Source organism: Burkholderia sp. MR1-5-21 (assembly GCF_053427715.1).
Window position 1 is genome coordinate 144,825 of sequence record NZ_JBSAXD010000012.1, and the last position, 22,761, is coordinate 167,585.

The 22,761-nt window shown below is 68.7% G+C and carries 21 protein-coding genes and 2 pseudogenes; 9 read left to right on the plus strand and 14 right to left on the minus strand.

Translation table 11 applies throughout. The features are described from left to right. Window positions 1-36: 36 nt before the first annotated feature. Both ACV229_RS18205 and ACV229_RS18210 read right to left on the minus strand, forming a co-directional pair. Window positions 37-1,836: a M56 family metallopeptidase gene (locus tag ACV229_RS18205; protein ID WP_448084502.1), complete on the minus strand. Its 1,800-nt coding sequence runs from the start codon at window positions 1,834-1,836 to the stop codon at window positions 37-39. Beyond that, window positions 1,833-2,216, minus strand: coding sequence for a BlaI/MecI/CopY family transcriptional regulator (locus ACV229_RS18210; protein WP_448084503.1), 384 nt, complete (start codon window positions 2,214-2,216; stop codon window positions 1,833-1,835). The genes ACV229_RS18205 and ACV229_RS18210 overlap by 4 nt, the downstream gene beginning before the upstream one ends. Before the next feature lie 323 nt (window positions 2,217-2,539). Between ACV229_RS18210 and ACV229_RS18215 the strand changes: the two genes are divergently transcribed. Further along, on the plus strand, window positions 2,540-2,884 hold the full coding sequence (locus tag ACV229_RS18215) for a carboxymuconolactone decarboxylase family protein (RefSeq protein WP_448076889.1): 345 nt from the start codon (window positions 2,540-2,542) through the stop codon (window positions 2,882-2,884). Window positions 2,885-3,044: 160 nt separating this feature from the next. Here ACV229_RS18215 and ACV229_RS18220 read toward each other — a convergent pair whose 3' ends face one another. The 7 genes from ACV229_RS18220 to ACV229_RS18250 are packed head-to-tail and all read right to left on the minus strand — an operon-like array spanning window position 3,045 to window position 10,273. Then, a complete protein-coding gene (locus ACV229_RS18220) occupies window positions 3,045-4,109 on the minus strand; it encodes a 2-aminoethylphosphonate aminotransferase (RefSeq protein ID WP_448084504.1) in 1,065 nt (354 codons plus the stop codon). Continuing rightward, a complete protein-coding gene (gene aepY, locus ACV229_RS18225; RefSeq protein ID WP_448084505.1) occupies window positions 4,109-5,290 on the minus strand; it encodes a phosphonopyruvate decarboxylase in 1,182 nt (393 codons plus the stop codon). The genes ACV229_RS18220 and aepY overlap by 1 nt, the downstream gene beginning before the upstream one ends. After that, window positions 5,287-6,975 carry a phosphoenolpyruvate mutase gene (gene aepX / locus ACV229_RS18230; RefSeq protein WP_448084506.1) on the minus strand — a complete coding sequence of 563 codons (1,689 nt, stop codon included), beginning with the start codon at window positions 6,973-6,975 and terminating at the stop codon, window positions 5,287-5,289. The genes aepY and aepX overlap by 4 nt, the downstream gene beginning before the upstream one ends. Then, the gene (locus ACV229_RS18235; RefSeq protein ID WP_448084507.1) at window positions 6,972-7,739 is read right to left on the minus strand and encodes a phosphocholine cytidylyltransferase family protein; all 768 of its coding nucleotides are present in this window, start codon (window positions 7,737-7,739) and stop codon (window positions 6,972-6,974) included. The genes aepX and ACV229_RS18235 overlap by 4 nt, the downstream gene beginning before the upstream one ends. A gap of 42 nt (window positions 7,740-7,781) precedes the next feature. Beyond that, on the minus strand, window positions 7,782-8,783 hold the full coding sequence (locus ACV229_RS18240; RefSeq protein ID WP_448084508.1) for an HpnL family protein: 1,002 nt from the start codon (window positions 8,781-8,783) through the stop codon (window positions 7,782-7,784). Further along, window positions 8,780-9,592: a HalD/BesD family halogenase gene (locus tag ACV229_RS18245; protein WP_448084509.1), complete on the minus strand. Its 813-nt coding sequence runs from the start codon at window positions 9,590-9,592 to the stop codon at window positions 8,780-8,782. The genes ACV229_RS18240 and ACV229_RS18245 overlap by 4 nt, the downstream gene beginning before the upstream one ends. After that, window positions 9,593-10,273, minus strand: a complete 681-nt coding sequence (locus tag ACV229_RS18250; RefSeq protein WP_448084510.1) for a CDP-alcohol phosphatidyltransferase family protein — start codon at window positions 10,271-10,273, stop codon at window positions 9,593-9,595. Between the two features lie 417 nt (window positions 10,274-10,690). Here ACV229_RS18250 and ACV229_RS18255 point away from each other — a divergent pair, with 417 nt between their 5' ends. After that, window positions 10,691-12,205 carry an acetyl-CoA hydrolase/transferase family protein gene (locus ACV229_RS18255; RefSeq protein ID WP_448084511.1) on the plus strand — a complete coding sequence of 505 codons (1,515 nt, stop codon included), beginning with the start codon at window positions 10,691-10,693 and terminating at the stop codon, window positions 12,203-12,205. A gap of 33 nt (window positions 12,206-12,238) precedes the next feature. Here ACV229_RS18255 and ACV229_RS18260 read toward each other — a convergent pair whose 3' ends face one another. Further along, entirely contained in the window at window positions 12,239-13,777 is a 1,539-nt protein-coding gene (locus tag ACV229_RS18260; protein WP_448084512.1) for an MDR family MFS transporter, read from the minus strand. Window positions 13,778-13,917: 140 nt separating this feature from the next. Between ACV229_RS18260 and ACV229_RS18265 the strand changes: the two genes are divergently transcribed. Beyond that, window positions 13,918-14,358 carry a MarR family winged helix-turn-helix transcriptional regulator gene (locus tag ACV229_RS18265; RefSeq protein ID WP_448084513.1) on the plus strand — a complete coding sequence of 147 codons (441 nt, stop codon included), beginning with the start codon at window positions 13,918-13,920 and terminating at the stop codon, window positions 14,356-14,358. Window positions 14,359-14,383: 25 nt separating this feature from the next. On the opposite strand, the pseudogene ACV229_RS18270 reads toward ACV229_RS18265, so the two are convergent. Further along, window positions 14,384-14,515: pseudogene (locus ACV229_RS18270) on the minus strand (DUF2938 domain-containing protein); the annotation flags it as partial. Window positions 14,516-14,579: 64 nt separating this feature from the next. Between ACV229_RS18270 and ACV229_RS18275 the strand changes: the two are divergent. Together ACV229_RS18275 and ACV229_RS18280 are read left to right on the plus strand one after the other, a co-directional pair. Continuing rightward, window positions 14,580-15,014 carry a helix-turn-helix domain-containing protein gene (locus ACV229_RS18275; RefSeq protein ID WP_448084514.1) on the plus strand — a complete coding sequence of 145 codons (435 nt, stop codon included), beginning with the start codon at window positions 14,580-14,582 and terminating at the stop codon, window positions 15,012-15,014. 265 nt (window positions 15,015-15,279) lie between these two features. Then, entirely contained in the window at window positions 15,280-15,900 is a 621-nt protein-coding gene (locus ACV229_RS18280; RefSeq protein WP_448084515.1) for an HAD family hydrolase, read from the plus strand. 66 nt (window positions 15,901-15,966) lie between these two features. On the opposite strand, the gene ACV229_RS18285 is transcribed toward ACV229_RS18280, so the two are convergent. Continuing rightward, on the minus strand, window positions 15,967-17,295 hold the full coding sequence (locus ACV229_RS18285; RefSeq protein ID WP_448084516.1) for an aminotransferase-like domain-containing protein: 1,329 nt from the start codon (window positions 17,293-17,295) through the stop codon (window positions 15,967-15,969). Between the two features lie 82 nt (window positions 17,296-17,377). Here ACV229_RS18285 and ACV229_RS18290 point away from each other — a divergent pair, with 82 nt between their 5' ends. Both ACV229_RS18290 and ACV229_RS18295 read left to right on the plus strand, forming a co-directional pair. Further along, complete coding sequence (locus ACV229_RS18290; RefSeq protein WP_448084517.1) at window positions 17,378-18,007, plus strand: LysE family translocator; 630 nt, start codon at window positions 17,378-17,380, stop codon at window positions 18,005-18,007. A gap of 52 nt (window positions 18,008-18,059) precedes the next feature. Continuing rightward, window positions 18,060-18,395: pseudogene (locus tag ACV229_RS18295) on the plus strand (antibiotic biosynthesis monooxygenase family protein); the annotation flags it as partial. Window positions 18,396-18,499: 104 nt separating this feature from the next. Here ACV229_RS18295 and ACV229_RS18300 read toward each other — a convergent pair. Beyond that, window positions 18,500-19,378, minus strand: coding sequence for a helix-hairpin-helix domain-containing protein (locus ACV229_RS18300; RefSeq protein ID WP_448084518.1), 879 nt, complete (start codon window positions 19,376-19,378; stop codon window positions 18,500-18,502). A 222-nt stretch (window positions 19,379-19,600) separates the two neighbouring features. Here ACV229_RS18300 and ACV229_RS18305 point away from each other — a divergent pair, with 222 nt between their 5' ends. Together ACV229_RS18305 and ACV229_RS18310 are read left to right on the plus strand one after the other, a co-directional pair. Beyond that, window positions 19,601-19,801, plus strand: a complete 201-nt coding sequence (locus tag ACV229_RS18305) for a DUF2905 domain-containing protein (protein WP_448084519.1) — start codon at window positions 19,601-19,603, stop codon at window positions 19,799-19,801. After that, window positions 19,798-20,934, plus strand: a complete 1,137-nt coding sequence (locus ACV229_RS18310; RefSeq protein ID WP_448084520.1) for a CapA family protein — start codon at window positions 19,798-19,800, stop codon at window positions 20,932-20,934. The genes ACV229_RS18305 and ACV229_RS18310 overlap by 4 nt, the downstream gene beginning before the upstream one ends. A gap of 93 nt (window positions 20,935-21,027) precedes the next feature. Here the strand turns inward: ACV229_RS18310 and ACV229_RS18315 are convergent, their stop codons facing one another. Next, the gene (locus ACV229_RS18315) at window positions 21,028-22,551 is read right to left on the minus strand and encodes a sigma-70 family RNA polymerase sigma factor (protein WP_448084521.1); all 1,524 of its coding nucleotides are present in this window, start codon (window positions 22,549-22,551) and stop codon (window positions 21,028-21,030) included. Window positions 22,552-22,761: the final 210 nt, after the last annotated feature.

Below are 22,761 nucleotides of genomic sequence, written 5' to 3' on the forward strand. Positions count from 1 at the left end.
CGGGTACGGGTAACGGACGACGCAAGCCGTCCGGCGTCAGGCCAGCTTGCCGGTCAGCAGAACGCGGCGGAGGTTGGTCGCGTCGCGTGTGGGGAATGTGGCCGGATCGGCGTCCAGCAACACCACCGTGACGCTCTTCTCGACGGAGCGCAGCCGCATGATCAGGCAGCGTCCGGCCGCGCTGCTGAAGCCCGTCTTCGATAGCGCAATGTCCCAGCCTTGCTGCCCGACGAGCGGATTGGTGTTCCGGTACTCGACCGGCCGGCCGTTGATCCGGACGATGCTGCTGGAATCGGTGGTGGCCCGCGCAATCGCCGGGTAGTGCGCCGCCGCGTTCACCATCACCGCGACATCGCTTGCCGTCGACGTGTTGCGCGACGACAGGCCGGTCGGGTCATCGAGCGTCGTGCGCTTCAGGCCCAGCGCGGCAATCTTCGTGCGCACTGCGCGCCGGAACGCCGGCAGGCCGCCGGGATAGTGGTGTGCGAGCGCGGATGCGGCGCTGTTGTTGGACGACATCAGTGCAAGCTGCAACACGTCGCGAAGCGGCAAGCTCGCGCCGGCAGGCAATCCGGTTCGGCTGTGCTGCAGTGCTTCGGCGTCGGCCTGATCGATACGGATGGCCCGGTTCATGTCGGGCCGCGTATCGAGCACGACCATCGCCGTCATCAGCTTGGTCAACGACGCGATCGGCACGACGTCGTCGGGACGCTTCTGGAACAGGACCGTTCCGGAGTCGTCGTCGACCACCACGACGTGGTTCGAGTTGACCCGCCCGACGCGTACGCGAAGGTCTTCATTCGCCGCAACACCGGCTTCCCGTTGCGACGCGAGAGCCGCGCCGGTCGGCGCGGACCGGACCACGTGGGTCGCCACGCAAAGCGCGACGACGCCGAGTGCGATGGCCGGGACGTGCGGCATCCGGTTCAGCGGCCGCCGGGCAGGCTGGCACAGCCGTTTGATCCGATCCAGCAAGTCGCCGCCCTTCGCCCATTGCGCAACGGGCGCGCACGCGTCACCGACTGACTGAAGATCGCTCAGGCGCTCGAGTGCGAGGGCAAGACGCCGGGGATCGTCGATGGTCTTTGCGGCCAGTTGATCGGCGATATGCTCCCGTTCGATGCGCATGCGCCGCGACAGCCACCACACTGCCGGGTGATAGAAGAGCAAGGCTTCGATCACGCGTTGCAGCAGGTTGACCAGATAATCGACGCGCTTGATGTGCGCGACTTCGTGCGCGAGCAACGCTTCAAGCAGATCCGGCGGCATCCCGGTCAGCAACGCAGCCGGAACCAGAACCAGCGGCCGCCACCAGCCTACCGTCAGCGGGCTGGAAAGATCCGTCGCCACGCGCAACGTGACCTTGCCTGAGATGCCGCAACGCGCTGCCAGCCGGGACACGCAGGCCTGCCATCCGGCGGCGTCCGCCCGTTCGGAACCCGTACGGCTGATCCGGCGCACCCAGAGCAGGCCGGCCGCGAGGCGGCACGACATGACGGTCACGCCCAGCAGCCATGCGGCAACCAGCCACGGCATCAGGTGCTGTGCGTCGGACGGTGCGCGCTGGCCCGCAATCAGGATATCCATGACGACAGGCATGCTGAATGAACCGGAGGCCTGCGCTGCGACGTCGATGGTCTGATAGGCGTCGAGCAACGGGACGCCGACGCATGAGAGGAGCGACAGGCAGAGCAGCGCATAGCGGCTCTGCGGACTGGCATCGTGCAACAGCCTGAGCGATAGCGCCGTTGCGACGCCGATCAATGCGCCTTTCCAGACGAAGTGCAGGAGTGCCCATCCGATGGCCTGAACGAGAACGCCGGAAAGGACGCTCAACGATCCTCTCCGTGCAGGAGCTTGCGGATCTCGGCGCGCTCCTCCTTCGTGACGTGCCCGCGCAATGCGGCCAGCACGAGCGCCTTGCCCGATCCGGAGAACGCCTTGTTGATCAATTCCTTCAACAGGCTGGTCTGCAGCGTGTTCTGGCTTTGGGCCGGCGCGTAGACATGCGAGCGTTCGCTCTCGTCACGCGTCAGGAGTCCTTTCGAATGCATGATCTGCATCTGGCGCAACACGACGGCGTACGTGATATCGGGACGCTCGGCCTGCATGGCCTGATGAACCTGTTTGACGGTGGCGGGACCGAGCGGCCACAGAACGCGCAGGAGATCGAGTTCCGCCGCGGTGGGTTTGGGCGGACGGGCAGTCTTGGCCATCACGGAACCTCAATGGGGGAAGCGACGGAATGTAGAATAAATTGTCTAGAACAAAATGTCTACATCGGGCTTGTCGGGGAGGTGGCCTGTCGCGAAGGGGTTCATGTCGGAATCGGCCGGGTGATGGATGCCCGGGTTCCATGAGCGTTGCGGTTTTGCGTCGTCACTACCCGCTAGTCTGGCCGGCTGGTTCCTGCGTATCATCTGATGATTTGCGGTGAGCGGGCGGCGCTGAGGCTTTCGGGGTGTCGCTCGGCGCCCTTGGCCGCGTTGCGGCTCCAGTGACCTGGTTGACTGACTTGATTGGGGAGACACGTTTCATGCTGAAAAACTGGCGACAATTTTTGCCGAAGATCGGGCAAAGCATGAAGGACATCAAGGAACTGAGTCCTTTGACGATCGACGGCTATCGGATGCTGCATCAGGCGGGCGCCGAAACCGGCAACCTGGATGCGAAGACGCGCGAACTGATTGCGCTGGCCGTTGCCGTCACGACCCGATGCGATAGCTGCATCGCGAATCACGTGAAGAAGGCGATCGAGCTGGGTGTGTCGAAAGCCGAGCTGACGGAGGCACTTGGCGTCGCAGTCGCGATGAACGCCGGGGCGGCGCTCGCGTATTCCGGACGTGTAATGGACGCGTACAACGGGCTGTCGGAAGGTGAGTGACAGGGCGGTGTTCGGTCCGGTAGACCGGGAGGTCATGTCGTAACGACGCGCAACTGCTCTGAGGAACCGGGCGGTTGCGTCGCGCAGGCAGCCGACCCACCAGATGAAAAAAAGGCCCTTGCGGGCCTTTTCATGTTCATGCAGACAGGTGCTTCGACGCTCACCGCGTCAATTCGCTGAACCCGTTCAGCAAGCGCTCGACATCCGCCGCTTCGATCGCGCCCATCGTCGAGATCCGGAACAGCTCCTTCGACAGCCCGCCTTGCCCCGCATAGATCACGAAGCCGCGCGCCTTCAGCCCGTCGTGCAGCGTTTCGTACGTGACGCCCTGCGGCAGCCGGTACGCGCGCAGCACGACCGACGACGCGCCTTCCGGCAGCACGAGCGGCATCCCGCGCGCGGCGAGGCCGGCTTGCGCCTGATCGGCGAGCGCCTTGTAGCGCGCATGGCGCGCGCGCCAGCCGCCGGCTTCGTCGAATTCGCGCAGCGCCTCGACGAGCGCGTAGTACGCATGCACCGACGGCGTGAACGGCGTGTTGCGCTGGTCCTGCAGCTTCGCGAGGCGGCCGAGGTCGAGATAGTACGTGCGGCTCGCGGCCTTCGCGAGCGCGCTGCGGCGCACGATCACGAACGCCGCGCCCGGCACGCCGTGCAGGCACTTGTTCGCGGTCGCGGCCACCGCATCGATGTTCCCGCCGGCGAAATCGATCGCTTCCGCGCCGAAGCTGCTGACGCCGTCGACGAGCAGCTTCACGCCGCGCGCGCGGCACACGTCCGCGATCGCGCCGAGATCGTTCAGGCGGCCGGTCGTCGTTTCGTGATGAATCACCGCGACGTGCGAGTAGCCGCCCGCATCGAGTCGCGCGGCGATCTGCGCGAGATCGGGCGGGACCATCCACTCGTGCTTCAGCACGTCATGGGCAATCCCGTATTGCGTCGCGATCTGCGTGATGCGCTCGCCGTAGACGCCGTTCTCGATCACGAGCAGCTTGCCGTCCTGCGGCACGAGCGCCGCGATCATGCTTTCGACCGCGGCGGTGCCCGAGCCCGTCATCAGCACGGCGGTCCATTCGGCCGGATCGAGCTCGTACGCGGCGACGAGGCGCGCGCGGGCTTCGTCCTGCAGGTCGAAGAACTCGCTTTCGCGATGGCACAGGTCGGGTTGCAGCAGGCTCTGGCGCACGCGTTCAGTCAGCGTCACCGGGCCGGGGTTCAGCAGCAGCATCAATGGGCTCCTTCAACTTCAGTCGGTGCGGCGCCGAGGTGCCGCATCAGGCGGGTCTTGACCTCGACCGGCGTCACGGTCGGGCGCGGCAGGCCGTCTGGCACGCCGGTGCGGATCGCGAGCCGCACGAACTGCGCGCCGTTCGCGCGCGGCGACCGGGAGAGGGCGGCATCGAGCACGTCGAGCGTGTCGCCTTCGACCGCCGACGCGTAGCCGCACGCGGCGGCGACGCCGGCGAACGACACGTGCTGCGACACGGTCGCCTGGCCGCCCGTCGATTCGTGCGCGCCGTTGTCGAGCAGCACGTGCGTGAGGTTCGCGGGACCGTAGGCGCCGAGCGTCGCGAACGCGCCCATCCGCATCAGCGCGGCGCCGTCGCCGTCGACCGCGACGACGTGGAGGTCGGGTCGCGCGAGCGCGAGACCGAGCGCGAGCGGCGTCACGCAACCCATCGAGCCGACCATGTACAGCTGGTTCGGGCGGTCGTCGAGCGCATACAGCTCGCGGCCGCAGAAGCCCGTCGACGCAAGCACGACGGTCGAATCGACCGGCGTGTGCGCGATCACGCGCTGCAGCGCGTCGTGGCGGGTCGGCCATGCGTCGGCCGATTCAGCGTGCGACGACGACTGCGCGGCGACATGCGCGCGCGGCTTCGCAGCCGGGTTCGCCTTGAGCTCATACGGTGCGACGCTGCCTTTCTGCATCACGAGCGCGTACGGGCGGCCGGTCGCATCCATGTGCGCGATCGCGCGGTCGAGCGCCGGGCCGACCTGCTCGGGATCGGTCGGGAAGGTCTCCCACGGGATCTCCATCGTGTCGAGCATCGCGGGCGTGATCGGGCCCATCAGCGCGTGCTGCGGCTCGTCGGGCACGCCCGGCTGGCCGCGCCACGTGACGATCAGCAGCTGCGGCAGGCGGAACGTCCACGTGAGCGACGTGAGCGGGCTCACCGCATTGCCGAGCCCCGAGTTCTGCATCATCGCGATCCCGCGCTTGCCGCCGAGCGTCGCGCCCGCGATCAGCGCGACCGCGTCGCCTTCGTTCGCGGCCGACAGGTAGTGCAGCGTCGGATCCTGCAGCACGTAGTTGATGAACGGCGTCAGGTACGAGCAGGGCACGCCCGCATACCAGTCGAAGCCGCGCGCGCGGGCGGCCTCGACAAACTGGGCCGCTTCGATCATTGCACGCCTCCGTTGCCGGCGTTCTGTTCCGACAGCGGCGTCTGGCCGTGCGCGAAGTCGCCCGCGCGGCGGAAGTCTTCCAGGTCGTTGACACCGCGCCAGTGGCCGTGCACGTACTGCACCTCGATCTTCTCGCCGGCGGCGATCAGTTCGTTGAGCAGGGACGGGATGTCGAGCGTGTCGAAATCGTCGCGCGCCTGCAGCGTCGCGAGCATCGCCTTCAGGCGCGCCACGCCCGCGCCGCGCACGTTCAGCAGGCCGATCCAGCGGCCGTGCGGCTTGCCTTCGGCAGCGTCGCTCGACACGCGCTCGAGCAGTACCTTCTGGCCGAACAGGCCGCGGTCGTCATCGGTCGAGCAGAATGCGAAGTCGCGCACGCTCTGGTTCGACGGCTGCGTCTGCGACGAATCGACGACGACGCTGAACTCCGCCTCGCTTTCCGCGAGGTCGCGCAGGATGTAGCTGCGGAACAGCAGGTCGCCGTACGAGATCACGGTGTCGCCGGTCAGGCGCCCGGCCGCGCACGCGAGCGATGCGAGCTCGCCCGTCTGCGCATGGCGCTCGTTGACGACGAGCTTGATGCCCGACGTGTCGATCGCGTCCGCGCGATAGCCGCCGACCACGGTGATGTCGTTCACGCCGTGCTTCTTGAAGCCGTCGACGAGCCAGCGCAGCAGCGGCTTGCCGGCAACCGGCAGCATCACCTTCGGCTTGTCTTCGGTGACGGCCTCGAGGCCCTTGCCGCGGCTCGCGGCGAGCACGATCGCGGCGTTCGACGCGCGCGACGACGACGACAGGTAGATCCGCTCGGCCGCCGAATATTCGTCGGCGTCCTGCAGGCGGAAGATCTCGTTGACCGACGCGACGCGATCCTCGACGTTGATCAGCGTCTCGCTGTCGTGGATCTCGCGTGCGACCGCCTGCATCGCGGATGCCGACGCGCGGATCAGGTGGTTCGCCCAGATCACGGTGCTGATGCCGGCCTGGCGAAACACGTCGGTCGGCGTGCTGTAGTACTTGGTCGGCACGATCACGAGCGGCGCCTTGCCGCTCCATTCGCGTGCGAACTGCAGGATCTCGTCCGGGCGCGACAGCTTGCTGTGGATCAGGATCGCGTCGGCGCCGGCTTCCGCGTACGCGTTCGCGCGGCGCAGCGCCTCGTCCATCCCCCAGCCGGCGATCAGTGCCTCGACGCGCGCGACGATCGAGAAGTCCGGATCGCTCTGCGAATCCTTGCCGGCCTTGATCTTGCCGCAGAACTCGTCGATCTCGGCGAGCGGCTGGCGCTCGCCGTCGATGAAGCTGTTCGTTTTCGGGAACTGCTTGTCTTCGATGCACACGCCGGCGATGCCGCGCTGCTCGAGCTTCTTCACGAGGCGGCGCACGTTGTTGAAGTTGCCGTAGCCCGTGTCGCCGTCGAGCAGGATCGGCAGGTCGCTCGCGTCGGCCATGAATTCGAGCACGTCGACGACCTGGGTCCAGCTCGCCTCGTTGTTGTCGCGCACGCCAAACTGCGCGGAGATCGCGAGGCCCGACGCCCAGATTCCCTTGAAGCCGGCCTCGCGGACGATCCGCGCGGACAGCCCGTTGTGCGCTTCCATCAGGAATTCGAGGTCGCTGCTGACGAGCATCCGGCGCAGGCGGGCGCTGCGCGATTCGGTGAAGTTGGGTTCACGTGCGTTCATCGTGCGGCTCCCACGGTCGTGCGCTGAATCAGCGGCAGGACGTCCTGCGCGGCGCGTGCGACGTCGTTCGGGAAGTCGATCTCGATCCACGGCGCGCCCGTCACGTCGGCCACGTCGAACGCATGGCCGCCTTCGAGCAGCAGGTCGCGAACCGCCTCCTCGTGCGGCATGTTCGCGCGGCCGCTGTCGACGTAGCCCGCGACGATCGTCGCGAGGCGGCGCGCGGTGCCTTCGGTGAAGCGGAAGAAGCCAACCGATTCACCGATCGTGTCGTAGGCGAGATCGACCGCGAGCTGCTTGCGCAGCTCGACCGGCACGCCGTCCTTCAGGCACAGCTTGACGGGCTCGTCGCCGGCCTCGAAATCGCGGTCGATCAGCAGCCGGTCGACCGGCTGGCCGGGGTCGGCCACCAGCGCATGCAGGATGCTGTCGTCGTACAGCACATCGGCGTCCATCAGCAGCACGTCGCCGCCGCGCGTCATCGCGTCGGCGACCGTATGCACGGTCAGCACGCTGCCGAGATCGTAGCGCTCGTTCAGCACGATCTCCGCGCGGCGGCCGAGGCGCTTCAGCTCTTCCTCGACCTTGTCGGCCTCGAAGCCCAGCGCCAGCACGATCTCGTCGACGCCCGCGGCGTCGAGCACGCGAAAGTGGCGCTCGAGCAGCGAGGTGTCGTCGAAGCGCAGCAGACACTTCGGGAATTGCGCTTCGGGAGGCTGTTGCAGGCGCAAGCCGAGGCCTGCCGCAAGAATGATGGCTCGCATGTGTTCTCCAACCAAAAGTCAGACGGACCGGTTCGTGACCGGTCAGTCGGCGAGGGGCTGCGGCGCACGGCGCCGCTGCCAGTTTCTTTCACTGAAATGCAGGTAGAGCAGGCCGGGGAGGCCGAGCGCGAGTTCGCGCGCGCGCTTCGCGAGCGAAAGCGCGAGCGCCGCGTCGGGCGGCAGGCCGACGAGCGGCGCGAGCAGCAGGTAGCCGCCTTCCTGCGCGCCGAGCGAGCCCGGGATCGCGAAGGCGGCGCCGCGGATCGCCTGGCCGACGCTTTCGAGCAGCAGCGCGTCGAGCCAGCTCACCGGATGGCCGAGGAAGTGCAGCGCAAGCCAGACTTCCGCGGTGCCGACGATCCAGCCGACGAGGCTCAGCGCGAAGGTCGCCGCGACCTTGCCGCGGTCGCGGTACAGCGTGCCGACCGCGTCGTCGATCGCGTCCGCGCGCGTCGCGAGCGACGACCAGTCGCGCGGGCCGAGCAGCTTCGACGCAACGCGCAGGCCGCGGCCGAACAGCCCGCGCCGCTGCGCGGCATAGAACAGCACCGCGCAGCCGCCGAGCACGCCGGTCGCGATCAGTGCCGGCGTGCGCAGATGCTGGATCGAATCGTGTGTCGCGTACACGCTGAACGCGGCGATGCCGATCAGCGCGAACGCCATCTGCGCGAGGGCCTGCATCGTCGTGCTGACGGTGATCGCCGCGGCGGCGTCGGCCATCCGCATGCCGCGCTGCGCGAGGTGGCGCACCATCAGCACGGGCCCGCCGATCTGGCCGGCGGGCAGCAGGCTGTTCACCGATTCGCCGACCCAGCGCGCGCGCAGCGCATTGCCGAGCTCGGCGCCGGGCTGGCCGCGGCGGAACATCACGGAGATGGCCGCCGCGTCGATCACGAGCGGCACGACGTGGAACGCCGCGACGAGCGCGAGCCCCCAGCCGGCCGCGAGCAACGTCGACGCGACCGCGCCCACCCCTTGCCAGGCAAGGAGTGCAACGAACAGTGCCGTCCCGAGGGACAGCAGGATCATGCCGGCGCGTGTCATGGCGCCTTCGTGCGTCGTGGCGCCAGTTGCTTGAACACCTGGCGGAAACCGAAGTACGCGATCGCGTCCTTCATGTTCGAGATGAAGCGCTTCCACGGCCGCATGCCGGGGTCGGTCACGTACTCGAACGTGAGCGACACGCGCATCTCGTCCTGGCCGAGCGGCGTCACGCGGTGGCGCAGCTTGTCGCCGTCGAACAGCACGATGCCGCCGTCGGCGATCTGCACCGTGCCCGGTTCGTCGGGTACGTCGGGGTTGCGCGTGTGCAGCTCGTAGTCGAGACGGCAGGACGAATCGTCGATCACGCCGATCAGCAGCGTGTAGCGGCGGCCGTCGTAGTACGACGTGTCGTAGTGCCAGCCGATATGGTCGCCGGGCTTCGTGTAGTAATACAGCGCGTACGCATGCGGATCGTCTTCCGGCGACAGCAGCAGCGTATCGCCGGTCAGCTTCTCGAGGAAGCCGATCAGCGCCTTCGAGCGGTACAGCTCGGCGATGTACGGCGCCTTCGCGTCGATCGTGTGGCGGCTCACGCTGCCACCCTGCTTGTGGCCGGGCAGGTAATTGCGGTTGAGGTCGGCCAGCAGCGCGCGCGCGGCGTCCGCGAGCTTCGCGTGCGCGTCGGGCGGCAGGAACGTGTCGAGGTACAGGAACGAACCCTGGCGCGCGTAGTCGTCGCGCAGGCGGCCGATGTCGAGCTGGCCGACGCGGTCGGCCACGGTGCGGTCGGGGCTGGCCGCCGCCGCTGCGTGCCGGGGCGCGGGGCGTGCCGGGTTCAGCACGGAATCGTCGCGTGTGCTGGGCGTCATTTATTTGGTTGCCTGGATTTCGGTTGGATTCCGCGGCAGGCTGCCGCGCTTCACGATGCGCCACCAGTCGATCACGACCCATGCGGCGAACAGCGGCGCGCCGATCGACGCCGCGAGCAGGAACGGCTCGACGCCGTCCGCGAGGGTCACGAGCGGCAGCAGGTAGAGCACGTCCTCGGTCTCGAAGCCGCCGGCGAACGCCTGCTTCGTGCCGACCTTGCCGGCGAACGACTCGATGCGCATCCGCAGGTAGAAGATCAGCGCGACCGCCGCGCCGGCGAGCGCGCCGAGCAGCACCGGCGGCGCGGCCATCTGGCCGCCCTGCGCGACGATGCCGACGCCCATGCTGACGAACAGCGCGATCGTGACGACCGCGTCCGCCGCGAGATCGTAAAAATGGCCGATCTTGCTGGATTTGCCGCTGATGCGCGCGAGTTCGCCGTCGGTGTGGTCGACGAAGTTCGACACGACGATCAGAAAGGCGCCCACGTTGCTCCAGCCGAAGCCGCCGTGCGCGAGGCACCAGGCGCCGGCGAGGCCGATCAGCAGGCGGACCGTGGTGAGGTGATTCGGGGTGACGGGGGTGTCGACGAGCGGGCGGACAAGCGAGCGCGCAAGCCGTGCATCCCAGGTGCGCGGTAGGGGTGGCTCGGAACGTGTGGTGGTTTTTCTTTGGTCCATCGGCGAAATATATACGGAATTGTAATTTGCTGCTCTTTTCCGCTCAATCTCCTGTCATTTTCGGGTGCTATTGCGGCTTGCCCGACCGCGTCCGGCGGCGGCAAGGAACGGCGCGGCGCGGCGCAAGCCCGACACAAGCACGACACAATCCAGTTTCGTTCTCTCGGGGCGCTTGTGCAAGGCGTATGCGGCGGCACGGCCGATTCCGCACCGCCTGTCACAGAACGGCCGTTCGATATCCGGCAAATTCAGGAAGGGTCTTTTGCATCCGGCGGACATTTTCGCCGCTGCGGCCTCTGCGATACTCCAGTCGTACCTGTGGTGCCGGCCGCCGATCGCGGCCCCAAGGGTTCCACGCCGCTCAGGAGACACCCCCCGCGGCGTCAACGACAGACCAAAAGCGTTCGAACTTCTGCCATGTCTTCATCACGCATCCTTGCTCCCGCCCTGCGTTCGCTCGTCCGTACCGCCGACGAAGCGGCCGCGCTGATCCGTCCCGACATGACCGTCGCGATGAGCGGCTTCACCGGCTCGGGCTACCCGAAAGCGGTGCCGGCCGCACTCGCCAGGCACATCGAGGCCGCCCACGCGCGGGGCGAAGATTTCCGCATCAACGTGCTGACGGGCGCGTCCACCGCGCCTGAGCTCGATGGCGCGCTCGCCCGCACGGACGGCATCTCGATGCGCCTGCCGTACCAGTCCGACCCGACGCTGCGCGACAAGATCAACGCCGGCGAGGTCGAATACCAGGACATCCACCTGAGCCACGTCGCGCAATACGCGTGGTTCGGGCTGTTCGGCGAGCTCGACGTCGCGATCGTCGAAGTCGCGGGCATCCGCGAGGACGGGCTGCTGATCCCGTCCGCGTCGGTCGGCAACAACAAGACGTGGCTCGAGCAGGCGAAGCACGTGATCCTCGAAGTCAATTCGCGCCAGCCGCTCGGCCTCGACGGGATGCACGACGTCTATTACGGCACCGCGCTGCCGCCGCACCGCAAGCCGATTCCGCTGACGAAAAGCGACGACCGCATCGGCGAGCCGTACCTGCGCTGCCCGGCGGAGAAGATCGTCGCGATCGTCGAGACCGACGCGCCGGACCGCAGCAATGCGTTCTCCGCGCCGGACGAGACGTCGAAGCAGATCGCGCTGCAACTGATCGATTTCCTGCGCCACGAGGTGAAGCGCGGCCGCCTGCCGGAAAACCTGCTGCCGCTGCAGTCGGGTGTCGGCAACATCACGAACGCGGTGCTCGCCGAACTGAGCTCGGCCGGGTTCTCGAACCTGACCGCGTACACCGAGGTGATCCAGGACGGCATGCTCGACCTGCTCGCGGACGGCACGCTGAGCTTCGCATCGGCGACCGCGCTGTCGCTGAGCCCCGACGCCGTCAAGCGCTTCGCGGATGAAATCGCGATGTTCCGCGAGAAGATCCTGCTGCGCCCGCAGGAGATCAGCAACCATCCGGAGCTCGTGCGCCGGCTCGGCTGCATCGCGATGAACGGGATGATCGAGGCCGACATCTACGGCAACGTGAACTCGACGCACGTGATGGGCACGAAGATCCAGAACGGCATCGGCGGCTCGGGCGACTTCGCGCGCAACGGCTACCTGTCGTGCTTCATGTCGGCGAGCACCGCAAAGGGCGGCGCGATCTCGCGGATCGTGCCGATGGCGAGCCACGTCGACCACACCGAGCACGACGTCGCGGTGGTCGTCACCGAGCAGGGCCTCGCGGACCTGCGCGGCCTGTCGCCGAAGCAGCGCGCGCGCAAGATCATCTCGACCTGCGCGCATCCGGACTTCCGGCCGATGCTCGAGGATTACTTCGAGCGCGCGTGCCGCGAGAGCTTCGGCAAGCAGACGCCGCACCTGCTCGGCGAGGCGCTGTCATGGCACGAGCGCTTCGTGCGGACCGGGTCGATGAAGGGCTGACCCCGCCGTCCCGACGCGCGCCGCCGGCGCGCGTCAATCCATCGCCGCGTGCGCGACGTCGGCGCTGCCGGCCTGCTGCGCGGGCCGGATCAGCAGCAGCAACGGGATCATCAGCAGCGTCGCGACGAACATCAGCTTGAAGTCGTTCAGGTACGCGATCATCGATGCCTGCTGGTTGATCGTCCGGTCGAGCAGCGCGATGTCGATGCGGCTGCCGCTGCCGACGATCGCCTGCACGGCCGGGTTGAACGGCGTGACGTTCGTCGCGAGATCCGCGTGCGCGACCTGCGTATTGCGGGTCATCAGCGTCTGCACGATCGAGATGCCGATGCTGCTGCCGATGTTGCGCATCAGGCTGTAGGTGGCGGTGCCGTCCGCGCGCAGCTCGGGCGTGAGCGTCGAGAACGTCAGCGTGCTCAGCGGCACGAACACGAGCCCGAGCCCGAATCCCTGCACGACGCCCGGCCACACGATGTCCGCCGCCGACAGCACGACCGTGTACTGCATCATCTGCCACAGCGCGAGCGCGGAGATCGACAGCCCCGCGAGCAGCAGCATCCGCGCATCGACATATTTCAGCAGCCGCCCGACGAACAGCATCGCGATCATCGTGCCCGCGCCGCTCGGCGCAGTGACGAGCCCCGTCATCGCGACCGGGTAGCCCATCAGGTTCTGCAGCATCGGCGGCAGCAGCGCGCGGGTCGCGTAGAGCACCGCGCCGACGACGAAGATGAACAGCGTGCCGGTCGCGAAATTCGGATCGCGCAGCAGTTCGGACTTGAAGAACGACGCCTTGCCGACCGTCGCCGTGTGCACGAGGAAGAACGCGAACGCGAGCGCCGCGACCAGCGCCTCGATCTGGATCTCGTGGGAGCCGAACCAGTCGAGCTGCTCGCCGCGGTCGAGCATCGCCTGGAACGCGCCGATCGCGAGCGCGAGCGTCGCGAAGCCGAATGTGTCGAACTTCACGTGCGGGCGCGGCGCGCGCGCGGGCAGGAACGTGAGCACGCCGGCGAGCGCGAACGCGCCGATCGGCACGTTGATGAAGAACACCCAGCGCCAGTTGTAGCTGTCGGTCAGCCAGCCGCCGAGCGTCGGGCCGAGGATCGGCCCGACCATCACGCCCATCCCCCAGATCGCCATCGCCTGGCCTTGCTTCTCGCGCGGATTGATGTCGAGCAGGATCGACTGCGACAGCGGCACGAGCGCGGCACCGAACACGCCCTGCAGCAGCCGCGACCCGACGATCTGCACGAGCGTTTCGGACAGCCCGCACAGCGCGGATGCGAGCGTGAAGCCGGCGATCGAGATCGTCAGCAGCCGCTTGACGCTCAGCCGGTCGGACAGCCAGCCGGTGAGCGGCGTCGCGATCGCGGCGGCGACGATGTACGAGGTCAGCACCCACGTGATCTCGTCCTGCGACGCGGACAGGCTGCCCTGCATATGCGGCAGCGCGACGTTCGCGATCGTGCTGTCGAGCGTCTGGATCAGCGTCGCGAGCATGATCGACAGCGTCAGCATCGGACGGTTCAGCGCGGGAGTCGGGGATGCGGCGGCGTGAGCGGGGCTCAAGGGGTGTCTCCGTGGGGCCGGCGCCGCGTCGAAGATCGGGCGCCGTTCAAATAATGAGTGTGCTTATTATATATGGACTCATATCCACGGCGGCCAGCGCCGCCGACGCCGGCTTTCGGCTTGACCCCTATAATCCGCGCATGGACAACACTTACGAGAACCGGATCGGCTACCTGATCGCCGACGTCGCCCGGCAGTACGGCCGCCTGTACGACCGGCGCGCGAGGCAGCTCGGGGTGACGCGCGCTCAAAGCCGCGTGATCGCGTACCTGACGTGGAAGGGCGAGATGAACCAGGCGCGGCTGGCCGAATGGCTGGATATCACGCCGATCTCGCTGACGCGCCTGCTCGACCGGATGGAAAGCTGCGGCTGGATCGAGCGCGTCGCGAACGACGACGACCGGCGCGCGTTCGTGATCCGGCTGACGGACAAGTCGCGCGAGATCTTTCCGCAGATGCTCGAAGTGGGCGATACGGTCGCCGACGACGGGCTGCGCGGCCTGTCGCGCGACGAGCGCGACACGCTGATCCGCCTGCTCGGGCGGGTGCGTCAAAACCTCAACGACAGCGGCGGGGAGTGACCGCGGGCGGCGTACGCATGCCGCATCACGGCACGCGTGCCCGCAGCACGAGCGCCGCCAGATACGACCCGACCCCGTACGACAGATACGTGACGATGCTGCGGCGGCGCGCGACGCTCGGCTGCGGCGAGCGCGATGCGGCGATCCCGAAGCCGAATTCCAGCTTGTTTTGACGAGATCGAGCGGCTATCTTGCTGGCTCAAGTTCACTTGAGGTCAAGCATGGGCAGTCTGGATATCGCTGATGTCGCGCGTCACGCGGGATTGCCCGCTTCGACGCTGCGCTATTACGAGGAGAAGGGACTGATCGTGTCGAACGGGCGTCGCGGCCTGCGGCGGCAGTACGGCCAGGCGGTGCTGCAGCGGCTCGCGCTGATCGCGCTCGGCCGCGTGGCCGGGTTCTCGCTTGACGAGATCGGCGCGATGCTCGGCACGGGTGGCGAGCCCGCGATCGATCGCGCGACGCTCGACGCGAAGGCCGACGAACTCGATCGCACGATCCGCCGGCTCAGCGCGGTGCGTGACGGGCTGCGGCATGCGGCGGTCTGCCCCGCGCCAAGTCATCTGCAATGCCCGTCGTTCCAGAAGTTGTTGCGCATTGCCGGGCACCGCCACGTTGCGCGTCGCGCGAAACCGGCTGGTGCGGACGACGCCTGAGCGCAGCGCCGGGGCGCGTGTGAGCGCGCACGGCCGGCGAGGTGTGCGGACAAGGTTTGGCCGGCGAGAGGCAGCGGACGAAGCGAGGCCGGCAACGGCCGCGTGCGGCCGTCGTTCACGCCGGATCGCGGGGCGGGCCGGCGCCGTGCCGGTCAGGCGGGCTGCACATACCTGCCGAACGGCCGGCCGCCGAGGCACAATGGCGCGGTGAGCCGTCCGCCGTGTGGCGGCTTCGTCCGATCGCCGTTCGACCCGAGGGGGCGCCATGAGCTTGCCGATCGCGTGGGTGCTGTTCGACATGGAAGGGGTGCTGACGCACTACGATCGCGCGGCGCGGGTCGCGCGTCTCGCGGCGCTGACGGGCCGGCCGCCCGACCTGATCCGCTATGCGATCTGGGAGTCCGGCCTCGAAGCGCGCGCCGATGCAGGCGAAATCACGCCGGACGCGTATCTGCAAGCGCTCGGCGACCTGCTGAACTGCCATGTCAGCCGCGACACGTGGCTCGATTCGCGCCACGCGTCGATCACGCCGAACGGCGAGACGCTCGCGCTCGCCGAGCAAGTGGCCGAGCGGCACCCGATCGCGGTGCTCACGAACAACAGCCGCCTCGTCACCGATCATCTCGACTATCTCAATCCGCCGGTCGCGCGCCTGTTCGGCATGCACGTGTACGCATCGGCATCGTTCGGCGCGGCCAAGCCGGCCGCGCAGGCGTATCTCGGCTGCGTCGGGCAGCTCGGCGCGCGGCCGGGCGCCACGCTGTTCATCGACGATACCGACGCGAACGTTGCCGGCGCGGTCGATGCGGGGCTGCTCGGGTATCGCTACGTCGACGCGCCGTCGCTTGCGGACGAGTTGCGGGCGCGCGGCGTGATCCTGCCGTGAAGGGTTGAGCTCGCCACGGCGTCACGCCGTCATGCAGTTGCGCCGTGCTGCACGAACGCCATCGCGTTAGCCGATCACCGCACGCCGGACGCACCGCAGTGCCGCGTCGAGCGCATCCATCGCAATCGAGCCGAGCGCAATCCGCAGCGCCTGAGGGGCGCTGGCGGTCGTCGCGAACGGCTCGGCTGTCGTCACGAGCACCCGGTCCCGCTCGAGCGCGGCCGCGACGTCGTCGGCGCGCAGATGGTCGGGCAGCGTGAGCCACAGGTAATACGACGACGGATGCGCGAGCAGCGCGGCGCCGTCGAGCACTCGCCGCGCGAGCTTCTGCCGGCGCCGCGCATCGCGGCGTTTCTGTTCCTCGAGCGTATCGACCACGCCCTGGTCGATCCACTGGCACGCGAGCGCGACTGTCAGCGACGGCGTATTCCACGTCGACACGCGGATCGCGCGTTCGAGCGCGGGCACCCAGCGCAGCGGCGCCGCGACGAACCCGAGCCGCAGCCCGGACGCGACGCTCTTCGACAGTCCCGACACATACAGCGTGCGCTCCGGCGCATGCGTGAACACCGGCCTCGGCGCGGGCTCCGCGAGGAACGCATAGGCGCCGTCCTCGATGATCAGCTGATCGTGCCGCTCCGCCAGCGCCGCGAGCCGCACACGGTCCGGCTCGTCCATCACCGTGCCGAGCGGATTGTGCAGCGTCGGCATCGTGTAGACGGCCCGCACGGGCCGCTTGCGGCACAGCGCCGCGAGCCGGTCGAGATCCATGCCGCCGCCTGCGCGCGTCGGCACCGGCGCGAGTTCGAGCCGGTGCGCGTGGGCGAGCGCCTTCATTCCCGGATAGGTCAGCGTGTCCACGGCGACGACGTCGCCCGGCTGCAGCAACGCCATCGCGCCGACCGCGAGACCCTGCTGCGCGCCGTTGACGATCAGCACCTGTTCGCCGGGCACGCGGATACCGCGGTTCCGGAGATGACGCGCGACGGCCTGCCGTTCGTGCGGCCGCCCGCCTTGCGGCGCCGAATGCAGCAGCGCGTCGAGATCGCCCGACGCGGCGAGCACGCGCAGCCCGTTGCGCAGCAGCTCGACCTGCCCGGGCAGCGACGGATAGTTGAAGGTCAGGTCGATCGCGCCGGTGCGGGCCGGCTGCTGTTCGAGGCCGAGGCCGCGCGGCAGCGACGTATCGCGGACAAACGTGCCGCGCCCGGTCTCGCCGACGACGAGGCCGACCGCCTCGAGTTCCGCATAGACGCGCGCGGCGGTCGCGAGCGCGATGCCGTGCTGCTTCATCAGCGCGCGCACGGTCGGGAGCTGGACGCCGGGGGCGAGCCGTCCCGCGCGGATCTGCGCGGCGAAGTCGTCGACGATCGGCTGGTAACGGGGTTCGCGCATCGTTTGTATCTGGAACAATTCTTTGTTTGTATCGAATCGGAAGATTACGCTGGCGGCATCGCTCACGCAAACCTGGACCACCATGATCGGACTGACGACGCTCTCGATTTTTTCCGCGGCGGTGATGCTGCTGCTCCTGTCGCCGGGGCCGAACATGACGTTCGTGCTCGCGCACGGCGTCACATACGGCGTGCGCGGCGGCGCGGCGGCGGCGCTCGGCATCGGCGTCGCGGACCTGATCCTGACGGCGCTGACGGCCACGGGCATCACGGCGGCCGTCAATGCGTGGCCGCCTTCGTTCGACGTGATCCGCTACGCCGGCGCCGCGTACCTGCTGTGGATGGCGTTCAACGCGTTGCGGCGGCCGGGGCGCCTCGGCACCGCCGGCGCGCCGCAGCGGTCGCTGGCGTCGGTCGCGTGGCGGGCGATGCTGAACAGCCTGCTGAATCCGAAGGCGCTGCTGTTCTTCGTGGTGTTTCTGCCGCAATTCGTCGAGCCGCGCCAGGGTGCGGTCACGATGCAGCTGATCGAGCTCGGCTGCGTGCTGACCGCGATCAGCACGGTCTTTCACCTGCTGCTGGGCGCGGCGGGCGGCTCGGTGCAGCGCCTGATGTCGCGCCATGCGCGCGCGGCGACGATCCAGTCGCGCGGGCTGGCCGCCGTGCTCGTGCTGCTCGCGGTGCGGCTGGCGGTGATGTCGAGGCCGGTTTGACCGGCGCATGCAGCAATCGTCAACCGGAACGACAAGGAAACAAGGAAACCGAATGTATATCGCAGCGTTCATTTACCGGCCGGGCGAGATCGACGACACGTTTCGCGCATTGAGCGCGACGATCGATGCCGTCGCGATCAGCCTGCCGGGCTTTGCGGGTGCGGAATCGTGGCGCTCGGCCGACGGGAGCATGGTCAACGCGACCTATTACTGGCATGACGAAGCGTCATTGCGCGCGTTCGCGACGGACCCGCGGCATCTCGACGCAAAACGCCAGTACCGCAAGTGGTACGGCGGCTATCACGTGATCGTGTCGAAGGTCGAGCGCGCGTATGGCGACGGCGCATTTGCGCATGTCGTCACCGATACGCGAGCGGCCGGCCGGCGGCGCGGCGAAGCCGCGGCGGAATCGGCGGTTGAGCCGGCGATCGAACCCGCGTCCGTGCCGGGTGCAGATCCGTCCACGACAGCGCCTGCACGCCCGGACGCGGGTCAAACGGCGTAATACGCGGTGCACTCCATCTCGCGGCCGCGGACGACACGTTTGCCGGCCAGATTGCCGTGCGTCTCGGTGACGACGGTGCGCTGGTGTTCCTCATGCATATCGTCGTAGAAATAGAGCACGACCCAATCGGTCGTGCGGCCGAGTTCGTGCGCACGCCCCGTGTTCGAGAACAGCGCCGTGAAATGCCAGCCGCCTCGCGTCTCGTGCATTACGGGCAGCCAGGCCGCGCCTTCCGGGTTCAGGCGCTTCGGGGCGATGGTCGGCAGCTTGCCGGCGGCAGCCCGGGCGCGATAGAGGCGGTCGATATGAAGCAGCAGTTCGACAGGCGGTTCGGCGCCGAGGCTGTCGTCCTGCGGGCGGCCGAGCCAGCGCCGGCGGCGGCTCAGCACGTCGTCGAGCGCAGCGCGGATCCCTGCCGCACGTCGCGGGCCGACACCCGCGACCGTTTCGAGCCGGCCGCTGCGCGCGGCGATCTCGAGATCCTCGAGCGTATCGATGTGCAGCGTTTCGTGAATGCGCATCGCGAGTTCGCGGCCGATGCCGGGCACCGACTCGAATGCGGACGCCGGCTCGACTTCGCCGCGCAGGCGGTCGAGCTGGCGCCAGTGCCCGGTGACCAGCAGTTCCGCGATCGCTCGCGCGATGCCGGTGCCGATATGCGGCAGCGCGTCAAGCGCGTCGATGCCGCCCGCGTCGAACAGGCTTCGCAGGTTGTCGTCGAGGCCGTCGATCGTGTCGGCCGCCGCGCGATACGCGCCGGCACGATACGGGTTCGCGCCCTGATCCGACAGGCGCTGCGACGCCTCGCGCAGGCATTCCGCGATCTGCCGGTTTTCCTCGTACGTTCGGCTGGCGGTCATCAGCATGGCGGGAATGCGCAGGAACGCAAACGGAAGACGCGGCGCTCCGCGCGTCGGTCCGGCCTGCGGCAATTGTCCCGGCGGCCGGGCGCAAAAAATTGACGCGTATCAATGGCAAACGTTGCACATGATCGCGCCCCTTGATCGTGCCCCGTCAAGCATACGCGCATTCCCGGCGGGCGCCGCGCGGCGTTACGCTGTGTGCGGAACGTGACGCAGGAGGGGGCGATGCAACGGGCGCTGTTGATCTCCGGAATGCTGCTGGTCGCGGCGGGCCTCGGCTGGCGCTGGCTCGCCCGGATTCCGTTCGGCCGGCTGCCGGGCGACATCCACATCGTGCGCGACGGATTCAGCTTCCACTTTCCGCTCGCGACCTGCGTGCTGCTGTCGGTCGTGCTGACGGTGCTGTTCTGGCTCCTGCGGCGATGAACGACACCCGACGCACGCGGCCGCCGGGCTGCGTGCGGCTGTTCCTGTGCGGCGACGTGATGACGGGGCGCGGGATCGACCAGATCCTGCCGCATCCGGGCGATCCGCGCCTGTTCGAACCCGTATGCCGTTCCGCGCGCGATTACGTGCGGCTCGCCGAGCAGGAAAACGGCCGGCTGCCTGCACATCGTGACGACGCGTATCCGTGGGGCGATGCGCTCGCCGAGCTCGACCGCGTGCGGCCCGACGCGCGGATCGTCAATCTCGAGACGGCCGTCACGGCCAGCAACGACCGCTGGCCGGGCAAGTCGGTGCTGTACCGGATGCACCCCGACAACATCGGCTGCCTGCTGCGCGCGCAGGTCGATTGCTGCGTGCTCGCGAACAATCACACGATGGACTGGGGCCGCGCGGGCCTCGACGAGACCTGCGCGACCCTCGCGCGGTCCGGCATCGCGACGGTCGGCGCGGGGCGCGACGCGGCGGTGGCGGCCGCGCCTGCGGTCGTCGAATGCGCAAACGGCGCGCGGGTGCGGATCGACGCGTTCGCGACGGCGAGCGCCGGGGTGCCCGATACGTGGGCCGCGCATGCGACGCAGGGCGGCGTCAACGTGCTGCCCGATCTGTCGCCCGCACGGGCCGACGCGATCGGCCGCCGTCTCGGGGACGCACGGCGCGCGGCCGGCGACGTGAACGTCGTGTCGCTGCACTGGGGCGGCAACTGGGGCTACGCGGCGAGCGCCGACGAGCGCGCGTTCGCGCACGGTCTGATCGACACGGGCGGTGTCGACATCGTGTACGGACATTCGTCGCATCATGTCAGGGGCATCGAACGGTATCGCGGACGGCTGATCCTGTACGGCTGCGGCGACTTCCTGAACGATTACGAAGGGATCGCCGGCCATCGCGCGTGGCGGCCCGATCTCGTGCTGATGGTTTTCCCGCTCGTCGACACGAGCAGCGGCGCGCTCGGCGACCTGTTCATGGTGCCGATGCAGATCCGCCAGTTGAGCGTGCGTCGCGCGCCGGCAGAGGGCATCGCGTGGCTGGCCGATACGCTCGAGCGCGAAAGCGCGGTGTTCGGCACACATGTGCGGATCGATGGCGCGGGCAGGCTCGTGTTGCGGGATTGACAAGGCGCGCACGCGTCGTCGCGCTGCGCGAACGCGCGCTCCGCGGCATGCCGACGACGATCATGCCGCCGATTCCGCGCCGCATTGCACGCGTCACATGTCGAGGAACGTATGCGCGTCCTCGGCCGCTTCCGATTCGCGCAATGCCGCGAGCGCGCGCCGTTCGATCTGGCGCACGCGCTCGCGCGACATCCCGGCCTGCTTCGCGATCGACTCGTAGGTGTCCGGCTCCGCGCCGTCGATGCCGAAGCGCCGGCGCAGCACGTCGGCTTCGATCGGCGTCACCGACTTCAGCAGCGCGGCGACGCAGTCGCGCAGGCGCGCATCGGCGAGCGTGTCGAACGGGCTGCGCGACGCGCGGTCCTCGATCATCTCGCCGAGCCCGGTGTCGGCATCGGGCAGCGGCGTGTCGAGCGACACCGGCTCGCCCGGCAGCGCAAGCAAGGTGCGCAGCTTGGCCTCGGTGAGCCCGCTTTCGGCCGCGAGCTGCGCGGGCGTCGCCTTGCGGCCGGTGCGCTGGTGCAGGCGCTGCGCGGTGCGCTTCACGCGGTGGACCTGATCGCCGACGTGTACCGGCAGGCGGATCGTCCGCGCCCGTTCGGCGACTGCGCGTGCGACCGCCTGGCGGATCCACCACGTCGCGTAGGTGGAGAACTTGAAGCCGCGGCGGTATTCGAATTTCTCGATCGCGCGCAGCAGGCCGATGCTGCCGTCCTGGACGAGGTCGGACAGGTCGACGCCGCGGTTCGCATACTTGCGGGCGACCGACAGCACGAGGCGCAGGTTCGCTTCGAGCATCCGGCGCGTCGCATCGTGCATCGTGCGCTGGCCGTCGCGCAGCGCGGCTGCAAGCGCGCGCCGCGTGACCGTGTCGAGCAGCGGCGGGTCGGGGTCCTGCGTCGCGCCGCCGTGCGTCGTCGACGCGGCCAGCGCGTGCAGCACCCGGCAGGCATCCTCGAGTCCCGCGGCGGGCCATGCGATCGCGTCGAGCCGTGTCGCGAGCCGGCTCTGCGCATTTCGGTATCCTGCGGATCGGCAGCCGTCGACGTGCAGCGCGCGGCGTACCGCGGCGACCGCCTTGCGCAGCGCGGCCAGCGTGACGGCAGGGGGCGCATCGGTGTCGTCGCCGGGTGCGGCGATGCTGCCGAAGTGCGCGAGCAGTGCGTCGGCGGCGGCCGGGCAGCCGGCGAGCGCGTGCAACAGCTGGCGGCGGCCCGCTTCGATTTCGCGGGCGAGTGCGATTTCCTCGTCGCGCGTCAGCAGCGGCACCGCATGCATGCGGCGCAGGTAGACGGCGAGCGGGTCGGTCGACGCACTCGCGCCGCGCGCGATATCGTCGAGCAGCGCGCCGCCTTCGTCGAGTGCGTCGCGATCGACGACGACGGCCGCCGCTTCGGCGAACGGCGCCGGCTGCGGGCGTTCGTCGAGCACCGCGATACCGAGGTCCGCGAGCGCGGCGTGCACCGCCTCGAGCGCTTCCGAGGTATCGCAGCCGGCCGGCAGCGCGTCGATCAGGTCGGCGTGAATCAGGTAGCCCTGTTCGCTGGCGAGCGCCAGCAGGCGGGCAATCATGTCGGGGGATTCGTCCGCGCGTGGTGGGCGGCCTGGCGTGTCCATGTCGCTGGCGGCTTGCGCCGCTTTCCTGCTGCGGCGGGCTTGCGTCCGCCGGGGCCGGCTGCCGGGAAGTCGCGGACGCCCGTCCGCGCCGGCATGCCTGATATCCAACAGATTGTGGCCTGTGGCGCAGCTTTCAATGGTCCTAAACCCGCATGCCGGGACCATCCGCCATGCGCCGATCCGGATGCGGGGGGCACCGCCGCGGTACAA

Bases quoted from the DNA above. Each gene is read 5' to 3' on its own strand.
- ACV229_RS18290 (WP_448084517.1), top strand. From the start codon at position 17,378: ATGATCGGACTGACGACGCTCTCGATTTTTTCCGCGGCGGTGATGCTG.
- ACV229_RS18210 (WP_448084503.1), bottom strand. From the start codon at position 2,216: ATGGCCAAGACTGCCCGTCCGCCCAAACCCACCGCGGCGGAACTCGAT.
- ACV229_RS18235 (WP_448084507.1), bottom strand. From the start codon at position 7,739: ATGCGAGCCATCATTCTTGCGGCAGGCCTCGGCTTGCGCCTGCAACAG.
- ACV229_RS18255 (WP_448084511.1), top strand. From the start codon at position 10,691: ATGTCTTCATCACGCATCCTTGCTCCCGCCCTGCGTTCGCTCGTCCGT.
- ACV229_RS18250 (WP_448084510.1), bottom strand. From the start codon at position 10,273: ATGGACCAAAGAAAAACCACCACACGTTCCGAGCCACCCCTACCGCGC.
- ACV229_RS18245 (WP_448084509.1), bottom strand. From the start codon at position 9,592: ATGACGCCCAGCACACGCGACGATTCCGTGCTGAACCCGGCACGCCCC.
- ACV229_RS18310 (WP_448084520.1), top strand. From the start codon at position 19,798: ATGAACGACACCCGACGCACGCGGCCGCCGGGCTGCGTGCGGCTGTTC.
- ACV229_RS18240 (WP_448084508.1), bottom strand. From the start codon at position 8,783: ATGACACGCGCCGGCATGATCCTGCTGTCCCTCGGGACGGCACTGTTC.
- ACV229_RS18315 (WP_448084521.1), bottom strand. From the start codon at position 22,551: ATGGACACGCCAGGCCGCCCACCACGCGCGGACGAATCCCCCGACATG.
- ACV229_RS18280 (WP_448084515.1), top strand. From the start codon at position 15,280: ATGAGCTTGCCGATCGCGTGGGTGCTGTTCGACATGGAAGGGGTGCTG.
- ACV229_RS18285 (WP_448084516.1), bottom strand. From the start codon at position 17,295: ATGCGCGAACCCCGTTACCAGCCGATCGTCGACGACTTCGCCGCGCAG.
- ACV229_RS18265 (WP_448084513.1), top strand. From the start codon at position 13,918: ATGGACAACACTTACGAGAACCGGATCGGCTACCTGATCGCCGACGTC.
- aepY (WP_448084505.1), bottom strand. From the start codon at position 5,290: ATGATCGAAGCGGCCCAGTTTGTCGAGGCCGCCCGCGCGCGCGGCTTC.
- ACV229_RS18300 (WP_448084518.1), bottom strand. From the start codon at position 19,378: ATGCTGATGACCGCCAGCCGAACGTACGAGGAAAACCGGCAGATCGCG.
- aepX (WP_448084506.1), bottom strand. From the start codon at position 6,975: ATGAACGCACGTGAACCCAACTTCACCGAATCGCGCAGCGCCCGCCTG.
- ACV229_RS18220 (WP_448084504.1), bottom strand. From the start codon at position 4,109: ATGCTGCTGCTGAACCCCGGCCCGGTGACGCTGACTGAACGCGTGCGC.
- ACV229_RS18305 (WP_448084519.1), top strand. From the start codon at position 19,601: ATGCAACGGGCGCTGTTGATCTCCGGAATGCTGCTGGTCGCGGCGGGC.
- ACV229_RS18275 (WP_448084514.1), top strand. From the start codon at position 14,580: ATGGGCAGTCTGGATATCGCTGATGTCGCGCGTCACGCGGGATTGCCC.